Raw genomic sequence first — 16,629 nt, forward strand, 5'->3', positions numbered from 1 at the left:
AGTGAGCGGTGGAGCTGGGGTTGTCCGCTGGGTTCCGCCTGAGGCGGAACCCAGCGGACCATCATGCTGGCGGGGACTGCGCGGTGTCGGCCAGGAGCAGAGACAACTCCCGGACCAGGTCGTCCATCGACTGGCCGCTCTGCGCCTTGACCAGGCCGAGTGCGAGATCGGCCAGCAGGTAGAAGCCGAGGGTGCGGGCCTGCTCAGAGCTGAACGCCGACATCAGCGCTTCAGCGCCGGCGAGGTCACCACGGTGTTTGGCCGCGATGACCCCAGCCGCGCGCTGAACGATCTCGGCCGCTTCGGGGGTGTACCCGCTCACGCCGGAATCAGATCTTCGGGGTGGCGGCGCGGGCGGCGTCGAAACGCGAGATGACGTCGGTCCAGTTGACCAGGTTCCACAGCCGGTCCACGTAGTCCGGGCGGACGTTGCGGTACTGCAGGTAGTAGGCGTGCTCCCAGGCGTCGAACACCAGGATCGGGGTGGAGCCCTGCCCGACGTTGCCGTGGTGGTCGTAGACCTGTTCCACGATCAGCCGCTGGCTCAGCGGCTCCCAGGCCAGGACACCCCAGCCGGAACCCTGCACACCCTTGGTCGCCGCGGACAGTTGACCGGCGAAGCCGTCGAAGGAGCCGAAGTGCTCGTCGATCGCCGCCGCCAACTCACCGTCGGGGCGGTCACCACCGTCCGGAGACAGGTTGTTCCAGAAGATCGAGTGCAGGACATGCCCGGACAGGTTGAACGCGAACGTCTTCTCCAAACCGACGAGGGTCCCGTAATCGCCCTTGTCGCGTGCCTCGGCGAGCTTGTCCAGCCCGTCGTTGGCGCCCTTGACGTACGCGGCGTGGTGCTTGTCGTGGTGCAGCTCCAGGATCTCGCCGGACATGGCGGGTTCGAGCGCGCCGTAGTCGTAGGGCAGGTCGGGCAGGTTGTACACGGCCATGGGGCACGTCCTCTCATTGCTGCCACAGTTTGGCTGTTGCCATTGTCGTGCAACAAGAGCCGGATTGTCGTCAGGGGACGTGATTGATCACGGACGTGGCACCCCGGTGCGGGTTCACGCCGACGTCACCAGCATCGAGGCGTCCCGGTCGAAGATGGAGATCCTCGACGACCTGCCCACCACCGGCTACCAGCGCGGTGTCCGGCCCGGTGCGTACGACATCCACTCCCGCGTGTACCGGAACAGGCGGAGGTCACCGACGCCCTGCGTCGCGCCGTCGCCGCGGTACCCGCCGTCGGCTCTGGGTCAACCCGGACTGCGGCCTGAAGACCCGCGGGTACGCAGAGGTCGAACAAGCCCTGACCCGCGTCGTCGCGGCCGCTGCCAAAGTCCGCAGCACGCTCCCCTGAGCGCACGGTGGGGCGGTGGTCTGCCGCCGCCCCACCGTGGCCCTGGCTTCGCCGGCGCCACCGATGTCCTTCCCGGCCGGTCAGGCGCGGCAGTGTCAACCGACGTCGAGGGGCACCCGCCGAGCGCGGGAGTCGGGGCGGTCGGCGAGGATGCCGGCGAGGATCTCCGCGCCGTCGACGACTCGCGGGCCGGGGCGGTTGAAGTAGGCAGGCCCGTCGACCAACCACACCTGCCCCTGACGGACCGCGGGCAGGTCCGCCCAACCGGGCTGCGCGGTCGCCACGGACAACTCGTCGAAGGTTCGCTCGGGCGTGAACCCACACGGCCCGAACACCACCACCTCGGGAGCCAGATCCGCGACCACCGACCACCGGTGCGGGGTGCTGTGCGCGCCCGGCCCGAGCAGCAGAGACCGCCCACCCGCATGGGCGATTTGCTCCGGCACCCAGTGCCCGCCCGGCATCAACGGGTCGAGCCACTCGACGAACAGCACCGTCGGCGCGCCGGGCACCGGCCCTGGCAACGCGGCGAGGCGACGCTCGGCGTCGGCTCGGATCTCCGCCGCCCGGCCTTCGGTGCCGGTCAGCGCGGCCACGGCATCGACAGTGTCCAGGATCCCGCCGATGGTCCGCGCCTCCAGGGACATCACAGTGGTGTCGAGATCGATCAGACCAACCGCGTCGTTGACCCGCTGGTAGGAGACCGCACACACGTCGCACAGATCCTGGGTCAGGATCAGATCCGGCTTCAACCCCTCCAGCATGGCGACGTCGAGCTGGTACAACGACGAGCCTCGGTGCGCGTCACCGGCGATCGCCGCCGAGATCTCCCGGCTGGTCAAGGTCTCCGGGAGGGACGTCGCGGTCACCGCCGGGACGTCGGCCAGGGCCCCCGGCGGCCAGTCACACTCGTGGGTACGGCCGACCAGGTGCCCGGTCAGGCCGAGCATGGCCACGATGTCCGTAGCCGCCGGCAGCAGGGAAACGATGCGCACAACCGCCTGCCTACCAGGCGCGACCGAGCCACGTCCACTTCCGTACGGCGAGACCGCGGCGGCCATCAGCATGGTCAACGACCGCCTCGGCTCAGCACGCCTCGACTGGTTTCATGCGATCCGCCCCGCAGCGGACGGCGATAGTGCGGATCATGAAAGATAGGACGATGGCGAGACTCGAAACTCCACGACTCGTGCTGCGCCGTTGGCGCGATGACGACATCATGCCCATGACGGCGATCAACGCGGATCCGGACGTCATGCGCTGGATCGGCAACGGGACGCCTGCCGATCCAGAACGCACAGCGGCGGGAATCACCGGCTGCGAACGCGCCTGGGACGAACACGGGTTCGGGCTGTTCGCGGTCGAGGTCCGCCAGACCAGCGAACTGGCGGGTTTTGCCGGCTTGGCGATTCCCACCTTCCTGCCCGAGGTTATGCCCGCGGTCGAGATCGGTTGGCGGCTGGGTAGACCGTACTGGGGCCAAGGCTTCGCCACCGAGGCCGCCCACGCAGCGCTGCACTTCGCGTTCGTCGATCGAGAACTCGATCGGATCCTCAGCATCCACCAGATCGGCAACGACGCATCTGAACGTGTCATGCGGAAACTCGGAATGCGGCTGGACCGCGAAACGATCGACCCCTCCTGCAACCGCCCGACCCGCGTTTATGCGATCACCCGCGATGAGTACAACCGCACTCTCGCCATAACGGCCTGACAGGGCACTCGACAGTTGTGAGGTGCCCCCAGGGTGCTCCAAGTGTCCAGATAAAGCAGGAACAGCCGGTCGCGGCGGTGGGCGGCGCCCATGTCGGGCGCGCGTAGGCATAGCCAGCGCGTGTTGTACCCGATCGTGGCCAGGTTGGCTTCGACGACGTCGAATCCTCGCCGCAAGAGGGCGGCGACGTTCTCCACGGAGGGCCGAGGCGCTAACGGATGGTGAAGGTCAGCGGGTTCGAGATGCCGATGCCACCGTGGGAATCATGGACCCGCACGGTGAAGGTGGACGACGTGCCGGCCGACAGGGCCGTCTGGAACTGGTAGCGCTGTCCGCTGTTGGTCGGCGTCACGGCCAGCCGGGTTGCGCCGAGGTACAACTCCACCCGGCTGACGAGATCCCCGGGATCGGTGTCGGCGACGTCGGCGACCAACGTGACGGTCGTCGGCTCGAGGAAGTAGGTCTGCCCGCCGGGGGTGCTCAACGCCACCGCCGGCGGCTGGTTGGTGCCGGTGGACGCCGGCGTCACCACCGTGACCAGCAACGGCGGCGCAGCGCCAGACAGCGACTGGTCGGTGCCGGCCGAGACGTACAGCACGAAGGTGGTGCTGGTGCCGGGCTCCCCGATCGGTGGTGTCCACAGCGCCTCGAACCGGTCACCGGTCGTCCTCACCCCCCGGGCCGCCGTGACGCCGTCCACCCGGAACGACACCGAGGTGATGCTGTGTCCGCCTCCCACGGTCGCGGTCGCCGCCAGCGGGACGGTTCCCGACGTGGTGTACACCGCGCCGGCGGTCGGGCTGAGCCAGGTGACGATCGCCGGCCAGTCAGCGACCGGCGGTGTGGTCGTCCGGGTCGGCGTCACGCTGGGCAGGACGCCGCCGGTGCACGTGACACCGTTGAGCGTGAACGACGCCGGTATGGGGTTGCTGCCCGACCAGGCGCCAACGAAACCGATGTTCGCGGAGCCATTGGTGCCCAGGGTCGCGTTCCAGCCCAGATTGGTCGCGCTGACCTGCTGGCCCGCCTGGGCCCAGGTGGCGCTCCAGGTTTGCGTGAGCCGCTGGTCGACTGCGGGGAACGCGAACCGCAGCGTCCACCCGTTGACTAGGTCACCCAAGTTGGTGACCGCGATGTCGGCGTGGAAGCCACCGGTCCACTGGCTGGTGACGACGTAGTTCACCCGACACCCGGACGCCGCGTTCGCCGCACTGGCGTGTGAGATCGCGGCCATCATCGCGACCATGGCAACAGCGATGGCGGCCACAGCAGTCAGCGACTTCCGCATTGCACACCTCGCCGTAGATAGTTGAACGTCTATGAATATGTCGACTGTCCTGCTGCTCCGCCTTCCTGTCAAGGCACGAACGGCAGTCCTGCCGCCGGCAGGACAACGGACAGCCCGCCCATGGCTGATCGTCCCGGCAGAAACCCGAGCGCCGGGTACGCGACCCCACAATGTGGACCCGGCGAGTGGGCAGATCACCAGACCGACGGCCATCAGTCAGCCTGCGAGACACAGCGCGGGGGCACCCTCTCGTGATGTGGACGCCGGTAGCGGTAGTACCAGCTTCTCAACTAGCAGCAGTCCCCACTCGGGGCTGCAAATCCGGTCACGCAGCCAGGCGGGTCCATGCAGGTCCGAACCCAGAGCCAGCCACGCTGCTCCCAGCCTGCTCCCCACGTAAGCCGCACATACGGCGAAGCCCGTTACCGGCTACTCCGGCAAGGGGCTACTGACCTGCACGAACTGAGAGTGGGCGATGCTGGTGTCGAACCAGCGACCTCTTCGGGGTGAAACAGGACGCCACACCCTCTTTGACCTGCGCAAACGTGGAGCCACAGAAAAGGGTGGGCACAGTTGAGTGACCTTCGATGCCGTTGGACGCAGTTCAAGACCGTTCAGAGCACCCTGTTGCTCCCAACCTGCTCCCCCGGACCGGGCTCGCGGTAGCCAGTGGCGTAGGCGACCACGATCGCGGGCACTGATCCGTTGACTTTCTGTCACTTCGGGTGGTGCTCATCGGCCCGGCGGTCATTGCAAATTCATGCTGTTTCTGTGCTTCGCTCAGTTGCTGCAGCCTCCGAAGCACCCCTCCCAGTTCATCGAACGAGGAGGCTGTTCCGAATCTCATGCCCAGCCGGCCCATGAGTCCCAGTGAAACTCTCAGGTAGCGCGCCGCGATGCTGTGGGCCGAGGCGACCTGACAGCGCCGATGTTGCTGAGGGCGAGCGCGATGTCGAATAAGCCCATTTCATCGTGACGGGGCTGGTCACGGCGGTGGGGTGGGGGCAGGGATCGACGTAGGGCGAGGCTCCCGGCAAGACACCCAGGATCCGATGCTCCAACCGGAAGCCTCGCCGTTGTCTACCCTGCCGCGATTCCCCTGTCCGACCGCGCCCTCAATTGCCTCGCTGGCCTGATCCGCGAACACCGAACGCAGGTAGCGCCTGGCCGGCCGTTCAACAAGTTTGACCCGAGTACCACGCGTTGGATACGGCGTTGGCGCCGCCGATGTCCCACGTTCCCGGACCGATGCACCATGTCCAGTCGTCGCGGGGCCACGTCGCGTCGACGTAGATGAGCACATGGGTGTTCCCGCAGTGGTTGTACCAGGCCGTCACCGCGTCTTCGTAGTAGCCGCAAACCTGCGCGGCGACGTCCTCGCTGCCGGGCTTGGCCTGCTCCGAAACCGCGGTGGTTTCGGGTTGGGACAGGCGGGAGCTGGCGCCCGGACTTGCCTGTGCCACGGTCCCGGACAGGGTGAGTGCGCCGAGGATCGCGGTCACTGCCGAGATCCGAAACGCCGTTCTGTACCCCATTTTCACAATGGTCTCCTGTCAGCCGCCGCTGCGGCCTCGATGATGCTGCTGGCTGCATGAAGTGATCGATGCACTTCCTCGCGCTCCTTCCATCGCGAAAACACGGATCGATGTAACACGCTCAAGTGAATCTTCTTCTGTAAGCCGGAATCAGATTCAACCCTGACTGAGCGGACTTCCTAAGATAAGAGTGCAGGACACAGCCGGGTCTGTCGTTACTGGTGAGCGCACAAGTCTTTAGTCTGCGCGTACTCTCGCGTACTGCTCGCGGAACTGGCGTGGCGAAAGACCGTAGGCGTTGCGGAACGCCTGGCTGAAGTGCGCCGGGCTGGTGAACCCCCACTGGGCGGCGATCGCGTGGATCGGGCGCGCGCCTAGTTGGGGGTTGGCGAGGTCGCGTCGGCACTGCTCCAGGCGACGCTCGCGGACCCAGCCGGCAACCGTGCGCCCTTCCTCGTGGAACAGCTTGTGCAGGTATCGCAACGAGATGTGATGCACTGCGGCAATCGCGTCCGGTGTCAGGCGCGGATCGCCGAGATTCTCTCGGACGAAGGCGTGGATCTGAGCCATCAACGCTCGACGTCGGGTGTGGGAGGGCACCGCACTTTGGACGTCCAGCGCGTTTGCCAGTGCCGCTGTCAACACGTCAATGGTGAGGGTGGACAGCTGGGCGGCGTCCAACGGACTGAGTTCGTCCATGTGCCGGGCAAGGTGCAGCAGGAATTGTGAAGATAACGCGCCGATACCTTGGGCGCCGGGGATGCGAACTGCGCTCAGGCGCCGCAACTCCCAAGGGGGCAACGGCAGTAACAAACGCGGGAAGCGCAGAAGCAGCAGCTGACTAACTGGCACATCCGGGCTGAATTCGGCCAGGTAGGGCCGGGAGGTGTCATACAGAATCAGATCCCCCACGCCGAAATCTGTGCGCTGGCCGTCTTGCGTGATCATGCCGCCACCGCGCACAAGGCAGCCCAGCTTGAACACCTCGGGATCGGCCTGCCGAATGAGCTTGGGAGTGCGGTGGACCGAGTGCGGCATCGTGGTCATTAATGTCGCCTGCACGGGACCGAACTCGCTGATTCCGACCTGAGCTCGAAATCCGGGCTCCCACTGCGATTCACACCGTAAATCGTAGGGCACCCAGAGCTTCGAGTTCACCTCGCGCCAGAAGGCGAACCCGTCTTCAACCGGGACCTCGGTGGTGCTGACTACGTCCATGACTCACCTTCGCACTGTCGCTGCAGGGGTCAGATCACGATAGCCTGGCGTCGATATACCGGCGTTGCGAGTTATGGCGCGGGTCAGGCATTGAGGGCTTTTCATCGTGATGGGCCTGGTCGCGATGGGTGGCGGGCAGCGTATGTCGAGATAGGACGCGGCTCCCGGTAAGACAGCAGGCGACCAAGATCCGATGCCCCAACCGGGAGCCTCACTGTGCTGTCTCACCCGTCTACGGGTCGCGCTGTCCGGCCGCACTCTGAACCACCTGGCCGACCTCATCCGCGCCGAACGCACCCGCCGCCGCGGCATCGAGCTCCCGCAACAACGCGGCGCACATAAGCATCCACACTCTGCGTGATCGGGACTTGACGTGGACGCCATCCCATCCGACCAGATCGACGGCGGGGCGTTCCTCAGACCGCGCCGGCGCCGCGACGGGCGCACCGCGCACGGGTCAGTCGTCTTCGGCACCGTCGAGCAGCGCGCGCCGCAGCGCCAGCCGGTGCTTGCGGCGGATCTCCGCCTCGCGGTACCGCCGCCGGTCACCGTCGGTCTCCGGTAGCAGCGGCGGCACCGTACGAGGCTGGCCGTCGTCGTCGATCGCGACCATGACCAGGTGAGCGGTGGCCACGTCGGTGGGCGGCACCGCCCGGTCCCACCGGTCGGCGGTCACCTTGACCGCCACCTCCATCGAGCTGCGACCGGCCCAGGTGATCCGGGCGTCGACGTGCACGACGTCGCCGACCCGCACCGCGCGCAGGAACGCGGTCTCGTCGATCGCGGCGGTGACCGCCGGCCCGTCGGAGTGGCGGGCGGCGACCACCCCGGCCACCGAGTCGATGAGATTGAGGATCCGGCCGCCGTGGACCGTACCCATCAGGTTGGTGTGATGCTGGTCCATGATCTGCGACAGGGTCAGGTGCGACGCCGACGGCGCTCGGCCGGCGATCGTGGTGGTGTCGTGCACAGCGGTAGTCCGTCCCTCGGGAAACCACACCGCCGGAACACGGGCACACGCTGACGAGGACACACCGGCGCACACCGCCCGGCACGTCACCCGCTCAGCCCACCCGCGAGGCCGACGGCAGCGCACACGGTTGTGTACGCGGCGCGGGCAGGTCTTCGGACTCGCGGGCCCGACCGGCTCCACGCCGGTCCCCTACTGGCCGTCGCTTCCCAGGCCACTGGCCCAGTGCTGATGACGGCGGTCGTTCCCACTCACCGCTGCGGGGCAGCCCCGGATTCCCACCGGGTTCCCTCTTACGACGCCCAGCCGGTCACGACGGGGCGAACCAGCGCCACCGGGAGCATAGCTGGCCAGGGGCGACGGCCCCTCAGCCCGGCCGACCACCCGGGAGGTGTTCGGCTTTAGCCATGTGAGGAAAAAGTTCGTCACCTCTTGTAAAAAGTCTCAGCCCAGTGAGGATATTCAGATGCGTCGTCACCCTCAGATTCCTGGGCGGGTGGTCTCGGGCCTCCTCGCGCTCCTCCTCGCCTCGGCGGTCGCTCTCCTCGCGTCCGCCCAGCCCGCCGCAGCTCACGGGACCCTCGCCATGTCCACACCGGCGAGCGGCGCAACCGTGCGCGAGCCGTTGACGTCGGTGCAGCTGTTCTTCACCGAGAAGGCCGCTGCCAACGCGTTCTTCACGATCACCGCGCCGGGTGGCATCCGGGTCGACAATGGCTGGTCGTACGGGGAGCCGAAGCCGCTGGACAAGCCGGTGCGCGAGTACTTCCTGGTCAACGGCCAGTTCGAGCCACGCGAGTACACAACCGGGTTCCCCGCGACGGTGGCGGTCGCGCACCTGCCAGCCAAGGGCCAGTACTCGGTGAGCTACCTGTCGGTCGCCTCGGACGGGGACCCCGTACGCGGCACCTTGACCTTCCGCTACGACGGGCCGGTGACGGCGGCGCCCAAGGGGTGGAGCCCGCCGTCGACCCAGCCAGATCCGGCGCTGTTGGCCACCGCCGAGCAACACGGGTCGTCCGGGCAGGCGTCGGCGGTGCCGACAGTCGCGGCCGAGACGGCGGTTCCGCCGTCCGCGGCAGCGGCTGCGCCGACCGGATCGACTGACGAAAGCGGCCCCGGAGCGGTCGCGTGGGTCGGCCTGGCGGTGGTCGCGGTGGCGGCGGCGGCGGCCGGATTCGTCGTCTGGCGTCGGCGGACGACCCCCACCGGCAGACCCGCCGGCCGGGGCCGTACCGCGTCGGCGACATCCGCTCGACGCGGCGCCGGCACCCGTCCCGGGACCAGGACCGCCGGCACCAGGATCGCCAGCGCCAAGGCCACCGGCGCCAAGGGCGCCGGTAGCAAGCCCGCCGCTGCCAGAACCGGCGGCGGCAGAGCGGTCGGTGGCAGGACCGACGCAGACAGGAGCCTCGCGGCGACCGGCAGCGGTACGCAGACCTCGGACGGTAAGCGGCGACCCAGCGCCGTGCCGGCCGCGCGTAAGGACACCGCCGTCGTCGTGGCTCGGACCGGCGTCGCTGTCGATCCAACTCCGACCGCTGAGGACGCGAAAGCCCCCGCCACGACGGACAGTCGACTGCCCGTCGACTCCGGGGCATCGCCCGACCCGGATTTCGCCACGGCGACGCCCGGGTCCCGGCTGAGCAACACCAGCCTGGCACTGTTCGTCGGTACCCTGGTGCTGGCCCTGCTCGGCGGGTTCGGGTTGGCGCGCATCAGCGGCAACGAGGGCCCGGCCGCCAACAACGCCCGGCAGCCGGCGGGCGGTCCGCCCGCCTCCGGCCCGGAAGGGTCCGCGGCCGACGGACACCAACACCCGGCGGGCACCGGGCCGCACACGCACCGGGGCGACGGCGTCACGGGCGAGACGCTGGCCACCGGGACGACCGTCAGCGCCGGCGGGTACACGCTGCAACCGCTGGAACGAACCCAACCCGCCGGGGTACGCGCCGACTACCGCTTCCGCATCGTCGGCACCGACCGGCAGCCGGCGACTCGCTTCGCGGTCGTCCACGACAAGCCGTTGCACATGATCGTCGTGGGCCGTGACCTGAGCGGCTACCAGCACCTGCACCCGACGATGGCACCCGACGGCACCTGGAGCGTCCCCATGACGCTGGCCCGACCCGGCGGCTACCGCGTCTACGCCGACTTCTCCGTCACCGCTGCCAACGGCACGCCGCTGCCGCTCGTGCTGGGCGTCGACCACACAGTGCCCGGTGCGCACACCCCGACCGCGCTGCCGCCGGCACAGGCGCAGGCGACGGCTGGTCCGTACACGGTGTCGATGACCGGCACCCCGACGGTGGGGGTGACGGCGCCGATCCACTTCCAGGTCGCCAGCGCCGACACGGCAACGCCCGCGCAGCTGGAGCGATACCTTGCCGCGTACGGGCACCTGGTGGTGGTTCGTGAGGGTGACCTCGGCTACGTGCACGTGCACCCCGAGCCGGAGCTGGTCGACGGGACTGTCAAGTTCTGGCTGACCGCGCCGAGTTCAGGCCGGTACCGGGCCTTCTTCGACTTCCAGGTCGCCGGCAAGGTGCACGCCGGGGAGTTCACGATCAACGTTCCCTGAGCCCGGAACTTTCTCCCTGCTGCGGCCGACCAACCTCCCAGCAGCAACCATCGGAGGAAGAACACATGCGCGCCACCAGCCCGAACGTTTCACGCCGCCGCTCGGCCGCGATCCTCGCCGCCGCGATCCTGACGGTGGGCGCCGCCGGGTGCGGATCGTCCGACTCTCCGTCGACCGCGCAGACGAGCCCGTCCGCGTCGGCCCCGGCCAACCCGGACGCTGGTGTGCTCGGCATTCGTGACCCGTGGGTGAAGGCGGCCGACAAGGGCATGACGGCGGCCTTCGGGACCCTGGTCAACGACGGCGACAGCGATGTCACGGTGACGGGCGCCACGAACCCCCTGTCACCGATGGAGCTGCACGAGATGACCATGAAGGACGGCAAGATGGTCATGCAGGCCAAGCAGGGTGGCGTCGTGATCAAGGCCAAGAGCACGCATGCGCTGGAGCCTGGCGGCGACCACCTCATGCTGATGAACCTCACCAAGCCCGTTCAGGCCGGCGACGAGTTGACCTTCACGCTGACCTTCGCCGACGGCAGGACCCAGCAGTTCAGCGCCGTGGCCAAGCCGTTCACCGGGGCGCAGGAGAGCTACGCCCCCGGGCACGGTCAGCCCATGCCCGGCGTGAGCGCCACGCCGGAGATGAGCATGAGCCCGTCATCGTGACGCAGACGCCACCCGTCCGGCCGATGAGCAGGCGCGGCCTGCTCACCGGCGGTGCCCTGGCTGCCGGAGGGGCCCTGGCCGGCGGCGCCGCCATCGCCACGACCCGAACCGGCAGCGGGCAACCACCGGCCGCCGCCGACACCACGCCGGTGGCGAGCGTCGGCGGCCTGGTCGAGCCGTTCCATGGCGCCCGGCAGGCAGGGGTGTCCACCGAACCGCAGGCGCACGCGTCGTTCGTGGCGCTCACAGTGCGGGCCGGCACCGACCGGGCCGCGCTGGGCCGGATGTTGCGGCTGCTCACCGACGACGCCGCCCGGCTCACCCAGGGCCGACCCGCGTTGGCCGACACCGAGGCCGAACTCGGGCTGCTGCCGGCACGGCTGACAGTGACCTTCGGCTTCGGGCCGGGCCTCTACCGGGCGGCCGGCGTCGCCGACCGCCGGCCGGCATCAGTCACCGAACTGCCGTCGTTCCGCATCGACCGACTTCAGCCGGCCTGGTCCGGCGGTGATCTGCTGCTGCAGATCTGCGCGGACGACGCGATCTCCGTCGCCCACGCCCAGCGGGTCCTGATCAAGGACAGCCGCCCGTTCGCGACAGTGCGGTGGGTCCAGCAGGGCTTCCGACGCAGCCCTGGTGTCGAGCCGGGCGGCCACACCCAACGCAACCTGTTCGGTCAGCTCGATGGCACCGCCAACCCCAGACCCGGCGCGCCCATGGACACCGCGCTCTGGGTCCCGGAGGGCCCGGCGTGGCTGCGCGACAGCACCACACTGGTGCTCCGGCGGATCAGCATGAACATGGAGACCTGGGACCTGCTCGGCCGGACCGACCGCGAACTCGCCGTCGGGCGACGGCTCGACACCGGCGCCCCGCTCACCGGGACCGCCGAACACGACGAACCCGACTTCGCCGCCACCGACGCCAACGGCCTCACGGTCATCCCCGACTTCTCGCACATGACCCGCGCCCACGTCACCGACGACCGGTTGAGGATTCTGCGCCGGCCCTACAACTACGACGGGGTGCCGACGGCCGAGGGCCACGCGGACAGCGGCTTGATCTTCGCCTCGTACCAGACCGACATCGCACAGCAGTTCCTGCCCATCCAGCGCCGGCTGGCCGACCGGGACCTGCTCAACGAGTGGACCACTCCGATCGGCTCCGCTGTCTTCGCCATCCCGCCCGGATGTCGTCCCGGCGGTTGGATCGGCGAGCAGGTGCTCGGATGAGCGTCCCCTCCTGTCCCGCGGCCGTCCGACTCGGCGCGGCGGTGCTCGCCGTCCTCGTTGCGGTGCTCATCCCGGCCAGCCCGGCCTGGGCGCACAACTCGCTCCGAACGGCCACGCCCGCTCGGGACGCGACACTGCCGAGCGCACCGACCGAGGTCACGCTCGAATTCATGCAGCGACTCGACCCCGCGTTCACCACCATCGTGCTCACCGACGCCGCCAAGCGGAAGCTTCCCACCGGCGAACCGGTGGTCACCGGAGCGAAGAGCACGATCCAGGTGACCGACCCCCTGCCGAACGGGACATACACGGTCGCCTACCGGGTCGTCTCCGTCGACGGGCACCCGGTTCAGGGTTCGTACCCGTTCACGGTGGCCGATCCCTCGTCGAGCGCCGCGCCAGTTGTCGCCGTCAGCGCGTCAGCGCCCGCCCCGCCCGCCGCCGGGGCTGCGTCCAGCGACGGTCCGAGTGCCGGTGTCCTCACTGCGGCTGCCGCGCTGGCCCTTCTCGTCCTGGTGGCGGCTGGGCTGCTGTGGCGACGGGCGGCCCGACGCTGATCCGACCCGCCCCCGTGCGGTCGGCTCGCCTCATCACCTCATGCAGACGACCACCGTCATCGCCCCCGACTGGTACCTCGCTGTGCACCCCGCCTGGGCATCGTCGCTGCTCGCCGATCAGCAGCTCGGCGCCGGCATCGCCTGGGCGTTCGGCGAGCTGCCCGCCGTCGTCGTCATGATCGTCCTGATTCGCCAGTGGATTCGCGCCGACAAGCGTGAACAGGACCGCCTCGACCGGGCCGCCGATCGGGCCGACGCCACCGGCGCGGAGGACGACCTCGCCCGCTACAACGCGTTTCTCGCCGCGGCCCGACGTCCCGACATCGATCCGCGCCGCACGGCCCGGCCGGACCAGCCCTGACATCGATGACCGATCTTCGGGAACCGCCGGCGTCTTCCCCCCGACTACCAGTCAGGGCCGATGCGACACCTCACCGGGCGACCAGACCAGTACGGGAAACACCTTCGTGCTTCCCGACTCTTCCGATCGGATCACCATGTCTCTGACTGAATTGTCCGGCACCCCGCAGCCGGAGCCCGCCACCACCGTCGAGAAACCGGCCCGAGCCGCCCGGCGCACCTCGCCGTTCGGCGCGCTGCTGCTGCGGCTGCACTTCTACGCCGGGATCCTCGTCGCCCCGTTCCTGGTGGTCGCCGCACTGACCGGCCTTGCCTACACCGTCACCCCGCAACTCGACACGATCCTCTACGGCGACCAGCTGAAGGTCGCCCAGGTGGGTGACCGGCAACTGCCGCTGGCCGAGCAGATCGGGGCCGCGCGCAACGCGCACCCGGACGGCAGCATCACCACAGTGCAACCCGGCGCCGGCGACCAGACCACCACTGTGGTGTTCTCCCTGCCCGAGCTCGGCGAGAACCAGCACACCGTCTACATCAACCCGTACACCGGCGAGTCCCAGGGGCAGCTCACCACCTGGTTCGGGTCCACGCCGATCACCACCTGGCTGGACGACCTGCACCGCCACCTGCACCTGGGCACGGTGGGCGAGCACTACTCCGAGCTGGCCGCGAGTTGGCTGTGGGTGATGGCGCTCGGTGGGGTCGTCCTCTGGTGGCGGCGACGTAACGCCGCCAGGGCCGCCGCCCGGCACCTGTTGGTGCCGGACCTGTCCACGGGTAAGGGTGTCCGCCGTACCCGTGGGTGGCACGCCACCACGGGCATCTGGCTCACGGTCGGTCTCCTCTTCCTCTCCGCCACCGGCCTGACCTGGTCCCGATACGCCGGCGCGAACTTCGCCGCCGGTTTGGACGCGCTGAGTGCCCGCACTCCGGAGATCTCCACCAGCCTCACCGCCGGCCCCACCGCCCCTGCCGAGACCGGCGGCGGTCACGAGCACGGTGCCGCCGGGGCGGGCGGGGTCGTCGAGTCGGCGGCCTTCGATAGGGTCCTGGCTGTCGCTCGCGGCGCGGGCCTCTCCGGTCCGGTTGAGATCAGTCCCGCGCCGGAGCCGGGCTCCGCCTGGACCGTCACGCAGGTCGACAACACCTGGCCGGTCAAGAAGGACCGGATCGCCGTCGACCCGGCCACCGACACGGTCACCGCCCGCAGCGACTTCGCCGACTGGCCCCTGCTGGCCAAACTGAGCGGCCTCGGTATCCAGGCCCACATGGGGATCCTCTTCGGCCTGGTCAACCAGATCCTGCTCGCCGCGCTCGCCCTCGGCCTGCTCTGCGTCATTTTCTGGGGCTACCGCATGTGGTGGCAACGCCGGCCCACCCGCGCCGACCGCCGTGCGATCGCCGGCACCCCACCGGCGCGCGGCGGCGTACGCGGCCTGCCGCTCTGGGCGCTGCTGATCGGCGTACCGGTGACGGTGGCGATCGGCTGGACGCTGCCCCTGTTCGGGCTCACCCTGCTCGCCTTCCTCCTCATCGACGTGGTGGTGGGTGCGGTGTCCCGACGCCGACGACCTGCGGCAGCTCCCACCTCGCCGGCACCCGCGGGGAGCTGATCCACCGGACCGGCCGTCCGTCGTCGGACGGACGGCCGGCTGGACACTTCGCTCAGATCACCACCTGTTTGGTGGTCGGCAGGCTGTCGACCATCGACTTCTGCACGTTGATCGTGTCGGCGATGATCTCGTGGGGCGTGTTCGCCATCCACTGCATCACCGAGATGTCCTCGAATCGGGGATGGCGGAACATCTCCAGGAACACCAGTGGCTCGTCGCCGGTGTTTTCGATGTAGTGGCCGTACGCGAAGGGGACGTAACCCACGTCGCCGGCCTGGAAGTCGAACGTCCGGGCGGCGGCCTGCGAGGCGAAGACGCCCATCCGCCCGGTGCCGGAGATGTAGTACTGCCACTCGTCGGTGGTGGGATGCCAGTGCAACTCGCGCATCCCTCCCGGCTCGACCTCCACCAGGGCCGCGGCGGTGGTCACGGAGGCGGCGAAGTTCGTCGAGTCGGTGATCCGGACCGTACCCCCGCGGAACCGTTGCGGGGTCTGCGCCAGCATCCGGTGCTTGAAGCTCCGGGGGATGTCACCGGTCGGGCTGACCACCCGGTCCTGTTGCAGGGGCGGTGGAACGTCACCCTGGAAGATGTACCTCTCCCGCTCGGGCAGATTCTCCATCTGTTCCAGCGTCCAGCCGAAGTTCTTCGCCAGGACGTGCCGAGGGGTGTGTGCGAAGAAGTCGCTGAGCAGGAACGTGTTGTTCTCCGAGAACGCCCCGTCGTTGAAGACCAGCAGGAACTGTGCGCCGTCCTCCAGGGCCTGGATGTTGTGTGGCACGCCCTGCGGAAAGAACCACAGATCGCCGGCCTTCACGTCCTCGATGAAGTTGCGTCCCTCGTGGTCGACGGCGCTGATCCGGCAACTGCCGCTGAGCATGTACGCCCACTCCGACTGCTGGTGCCAGTGGATCTCCCGGTATCCGCCCGGCTCCAAGCCGAACTGGACACCAGCCAACTGCGTGGCGACCGGGAGGTCGCGGCTGGTGACCTCCCGGGTCCAGCCGCCCTTCTCCACCCGGGTGTGCGCCTGCGAGAAGGAGAACTTGAGGTTGGGCACCAACCGGCTGTCGGTCGTCGGCGGCACCACCAGATCAGGATTCTGCCGCTCAAGCTCGACGTTACGGCCCGCAAGTGGCGCGGCACCCTGATCGCCGCGCCGCGGCTGGGGATCGCTGTTCGCCATGATCGCTGCCTCCTCAGTCGGGTTGGATCGGATTGGGCGCGGGAAGGGATCCGCCCCGCAGCCGTAGCCGGGACGAGACCCCCAGCAGGGCACGAAGTCCGGGCCAGCCGTACTGGACCGTGATCGCGACCGGAATCGCCGCGGCGGTCGCCGTCAGCACCAGACGGGTCCACGCCGGAGCGTGACCACCCACCCCGGTGCCGGCGTAGAGGACGAACATCAGCAGTACGACCCGGAGCCGATGCAGACCGGGAAGTTCGATGAGCTGGGCCATGACTCGATGATTGGCGCCGAACACCGTCCGACGCATCACGTGATCGCGCCATTGCCGCCGGTCAGATCCCGGACGGCGC

The 16,629-nt window shown here is 68.9% G+C and carries 18 protein-coding genes and 1 riboswitch; of the genes, 8 read left to right on the forward strand and 10 right to left on the reverse strand.

The features are described from left to right. Window positions 1-61: 61 nt before the first annotated feature. Together ABZU43_RS10335 and ABZU43_RS10340 are read right to left on the reverse strand one after the other, a co-directional pair. The gene (locus ABZU43_RS10335) at window positions 62-322 is read right to left on the reverse strand and encodes a superoxide dismutase (protein ID WP_279517658.1); all 261 of its coding nucleotides are present in this window, start codon (window positions 320-322) and stop codon (window positions 62-64) included. A 7-nt stretch (window positions 323-329) separates the two neighbouring features. After that, window positions 330-944: a superoxide dismutase gene (locus tag ABZU43_RS10340; protein WP_355006205.1), complete on the reverse strand. Its 615-nt coding sequence runs from the start codon at window positions 942-944 to the stop codon at window positions 330-332. Window positions 945-1,153: 209 nt separating this feature from the next. Between ABZU43_RS10340 and ABZU43_RS10345 the strand changes: the two genes are divergently transcribed. Beyond that, the gene (locus tag ABZU43_RS10345; RefSeq protein ID WP_355006206.1) at window positions 1,154-1,354 is read left to right on the forward strand and encodes a hypothetical protein; all 201 of its coding nucleotides are present in this window, start codon (window positions 1,154-1,156) and stop codon (window positions 1,352-1,354) included. A gap of 95 nt (window positions 1,355-1,449) precedes the next feature. Here ABZU43_RS10345 and ABZU43_RS10350 read toward each other — a convergent pair whose 3' ends face one another. Next, window positions 1,450-2,349 (reverse strand): ABC transporter substrate-binding protein, encoded by a 900-nt coding sequence (locus tag ABZU43_RS10350; protein ID WP_355006207.1) that lies wholly within the window; start codon window positions 2,347-2,349, stop codon window positions 1,450-1,452. A 167-nt stretch (window positions 2,350-2,516) separates the two neighbouring features. Here ABZU43_RS10350 and ABZU43_RS10355 point away from each other — a divergent pair, with 167 nt between their 5' ends. Beyond that, window positions 2,517-3,068 carry a GNAT family N-acetyltransferase gene (locus tag ABZU43_RS10355; protein ID WP_355006208.1) on the forward strand — a complete coding sequence of 184 codons (552 nt, stop codon included), beginning with the start codon at window positions 2,517-2,519 and terminating at the stop codon, window positions 3,066-3,068. Here the strand turns inward: ABZU43_RS10355 and ABZU43_RS10360 are convergent. The 5 genes from ABZU43_RS10360 to ABZU43_RS10380 form a co-directional block, all read right to left on the reverse strand. Next, window positions 3,017-3,265, reverse strand: coding sequence for a DNA cytosine methyltransferase (locus ABZU43_RS10360; protein WP_355006209.1), 249 nt, complete (start codon window positions 3,263-3,265; stop codon window positions 3,017-3,019). The two genes, ABZU43_RS10355 and ABZU43_RS10360, sit on opposite strands and share 52 nt — an antisense overlap. Before the next feature lie 14 nt (window positions 3,266-3,279). Beyond that, the gene (locus tag ABZU43_RS10365; protein WP_355006210.1) at window positions 3,280-4,356 is read right to left on the reverse strand and encodes a cellulose binding domain-containing protein; all 1,077 of its coding nucleotides are present in this window, start codon (window positions 4,354-4,356) and stop codon (window positions 3,280-3,282) included. Between the two features lie 1,175 nt (window positions 4,357-5,531). After that, window positions 5,532-5,858 carry a DUF6355 family natural product biosynthesis protein gene (locus tag ABZU43_RS10370; protein WP_355006211.1) on the reverse strand — a complete coding sequence of 109 codons (327 nt, stop codon included), beginning with the start codon at window positions 5,856-5,858 and terminating at the stop codon, window positions 5,532-5,534. A gap of 270 nt (window positions 5,859-6,128) precedes the next feature. Continuing rightward, the gene (locus tag ABZU43_RS10375; protein WP_355006212.1) at window positions 6,129-7,109 is read right to left on the reverse strand and encodes a helix-turn-helix domain-containing protein; all 981 of its coding nucleotides are present in this window, start codon (window positions 7,107-7,109) and stop codon (window positions 6,129-6,131) included. A gap of 457 nt (window positions 7,110-7,566) precedes the next feature. Then, a complete protein-coding gene (locus ABZU43_RS10380) occupies window positions 7,567-8,079 on the reverse strand; it encodes an acyl-CoA thioesterase (protein WP_112588799.1) in 513 nt (170 codons plus the stop codon). A gap of 128 nt (window positions 8,080-8,207) precedes the next feature. Beyond that, a riboswitch (cobalamin riboswitch) is annotated at window positions 8,208-8,424 on the reverse strand. A gap of 121 nt (window positions 8,425-8,545) precedes the next feature. On the opposite strand from ABZU43_RS10380, the gene ABZU43_RS10385 reads away from it, so the two are divergent. The 6 genes from ABZU43_RS10385 to ABZU43_RS10410 all read left to right on the forward strand — a co-directional run bounded on the left by ABZU43_RS10385 (window position 8,546) and on the right by ABZU43_RS10410 (window position 15,090). Continuing rightward, window positions 8,546-10,660 (forward strand): copper resistance protein CopC, encoded by a 2,115-nt coding sequence (locus ABZU43_RS10385; protein ID WP_355006213.1) that lies wholly within the window; start codon window positions 8,546-8,548, stop codon window positions 10,658-10,660. A 65-nt stretch (window positions 10,661-10,725) separates the two neighbouring features. Continuing rightward, complete coding sequence (locus ABZU43_RS10390) at window positions 10,726-11,328, forward strand: copper chaperone PCu(A)C (protein WP_355006214.1); 603 nt, start codon at window positions 10,726-10,728, stop codon at window positions 11,326-11,328. Window positions 11,329-11,351: 23 nt separating this feature from the next. Continuing rightward, complete coding sequence (locus tag ABZU43_RS10395; protein WP_355006215.1) at window positions 11,352-12,560, forward strand: Dyp-type peroxidase; 1,209 nt, start codon at window positions 11,352-11,354, stop codon at window positions 12,558-12,560. Continuing rightward, window positions 12,557-13,117: a copper resistance CopC family protein gene (locus ABZU43_RS10400; protein WP_355006216.1), complete on the forward strand. Its 561-nt coding sequence runs from the start codon at window positions 12,557-12,559 to the stop codon at window positions 13,115-13,117. The genes ABZU43_RS10395 and ABZU43_RS10400 overlap by 4 nt, the downstream gene beginning before the upstream one ends. Before the next feature lie 40 nt (window positions 13,118-13,157). Then, on the forward strand, window positions 13,158-13,478 hold the full coding sequence (locus ABZU43_RS10405; protein WP_355006217.1) for a cytochrome c oxidase assembly protein: 321 nt from the start codon (window positions 13,158-13,160) through the stop codon (window positions 13,476-13,478). A gap of 136 nt (window positions 13,479-13,614) precedes the next feature. Further along, the gene (locus ABZU43_RS10410) at window positions 13,615-15,090 is read left to right on the forward strand and encodes a PepSY domain-containing protein (protein ID WP_355006218.1); all 1,476 of its coding nucleotides are present in this window, start codon (window positions 13,615-13,617) and stop codon (window positions 15,088-15,090) included. Between the two features lie 52 nt (window positions 15,091-15,142). On the opposite strand, the gene ABZU43_RS10415 is transcribed toward ABZU43_RS10410, so the two are convergent. Together ABZU43_RS10415 and ABZU43_RS10420 are read right to left on the reverse strand one after the other, a co-directional pair. After that, complete coding sequence (locus tag ABZU43_RS10415; protein WP_355006219.1) at window positions 15,143-16,276, reverse strand: cupin domain-containing protein; 1,134 nt, start codon at window positions 16,274-16,276, stop codon at window positions 15,143-15,145. Window positions 16,277-16,289: 13 nt separating this feature from the next. Then, entirely contained in the window at window positions 16,290-16,550 is a 261-nt protein-coding gene (locus ABZU43_RS10420; protein ID WP_355006220.1) for a hypothetical protein, read from the reverse strand. Window positions 16,551-16,629: the final 79 nt, after the last annotated feature.

The sequence above is a fragment of the Micromonospora sp. NPDC005205 genome, assembly GCF_040608275.1.
Classification (GTDB): domain Bacteria; phylum Actinomycetota; class Actinomycetes; order Mycobacteriales; family Micromonosporaceae; genus Micromonospora.

Coding starts and splice junctions, on each gene's coding strand:
- ABZU43_RS10405 (WP_355006217.1), top strand. CDS start 13,158: ATGCAGACGACCACCGTCATCGCCCCCGACTGGTACCTCGCTGTGCAC.
- ABZU43_RS10365 (WP_355006210.1), bottom strand. CDS start 4,356: ATGCGGAAGTCGCTGACTGCTGTGGCCGCCATCGCTGTTGCCATGGTC.
- ABZU43_RS10340 (WP_355006205.1), bottom strand. CDS start 944: ATGGCCGTGTACAACCTGCCCGACCTGCCCTACGACTACGGCGCGCTC.
- ABZU43_RS10415 (WP_355006219.1), bottom strand. CDS start 16,276: ATGGCGAACAGCGATCCCCAGCCGCGGCGCGGCGATCAGGGTGCCGCG.
- ABZU43_RS10355 (WP_355006208.1), top strand. CDS start 2,517: ATGGCGAGACTCGAAACTCCACGACTCGTGCTGCGCCGTTGGCGCGAT.
- ABZU43_RS10410 (WP_355006218.1), top strand. CDS start 13,615: ATGTCTCTGACTGAATTGTCCGGCACCCCGCAGCCGGAGCCCGCCACC.
- ABZU43_RS10385 (WP_355006213.1), top strand. CDS start 8,546: ATGCGTCGTCACCCTCAGATTCCTGGGCGGGTGGTCTCGGGCCTCCTC.
- ABZU43_RS10400 (WP_355006216.1), top strand. CDS start 12,557: ATGAGCGTCCCCTCCTGTCCCGCGGCCGTCCGACTCGGCGCGGCGGTG.
- ABZU43_RS10395 (WP_355006215.1), top strand. CDS start 11,352: ATGAGCAGGCGCGGCCTGCTCACCGGCGGTGCCCTGGCTGCCGGAGGG.
- ABZU43_RS10390 (WP_355006214.1), top strand. CDS start 10,726: ATGCGCGCCACCAGCCCGAACGTTTCACGCCGCCGCTCGGCCGCGATC.
- ABZU43_RS10420 (WP_355006220.1), bottom strand. CDS start 16,550: ATGGCCCAGCTCATCGAACTTCCCGGTCTGCATCGGCTCCGGGTCGTA.
- ABZU43_RS10375 (WP_355006212.1), bottom strand. CDS start 7,109: ATGGACGTAGTCAGCACCACCGAGGTCCCGGTTGAAGACGGGTTCGCC.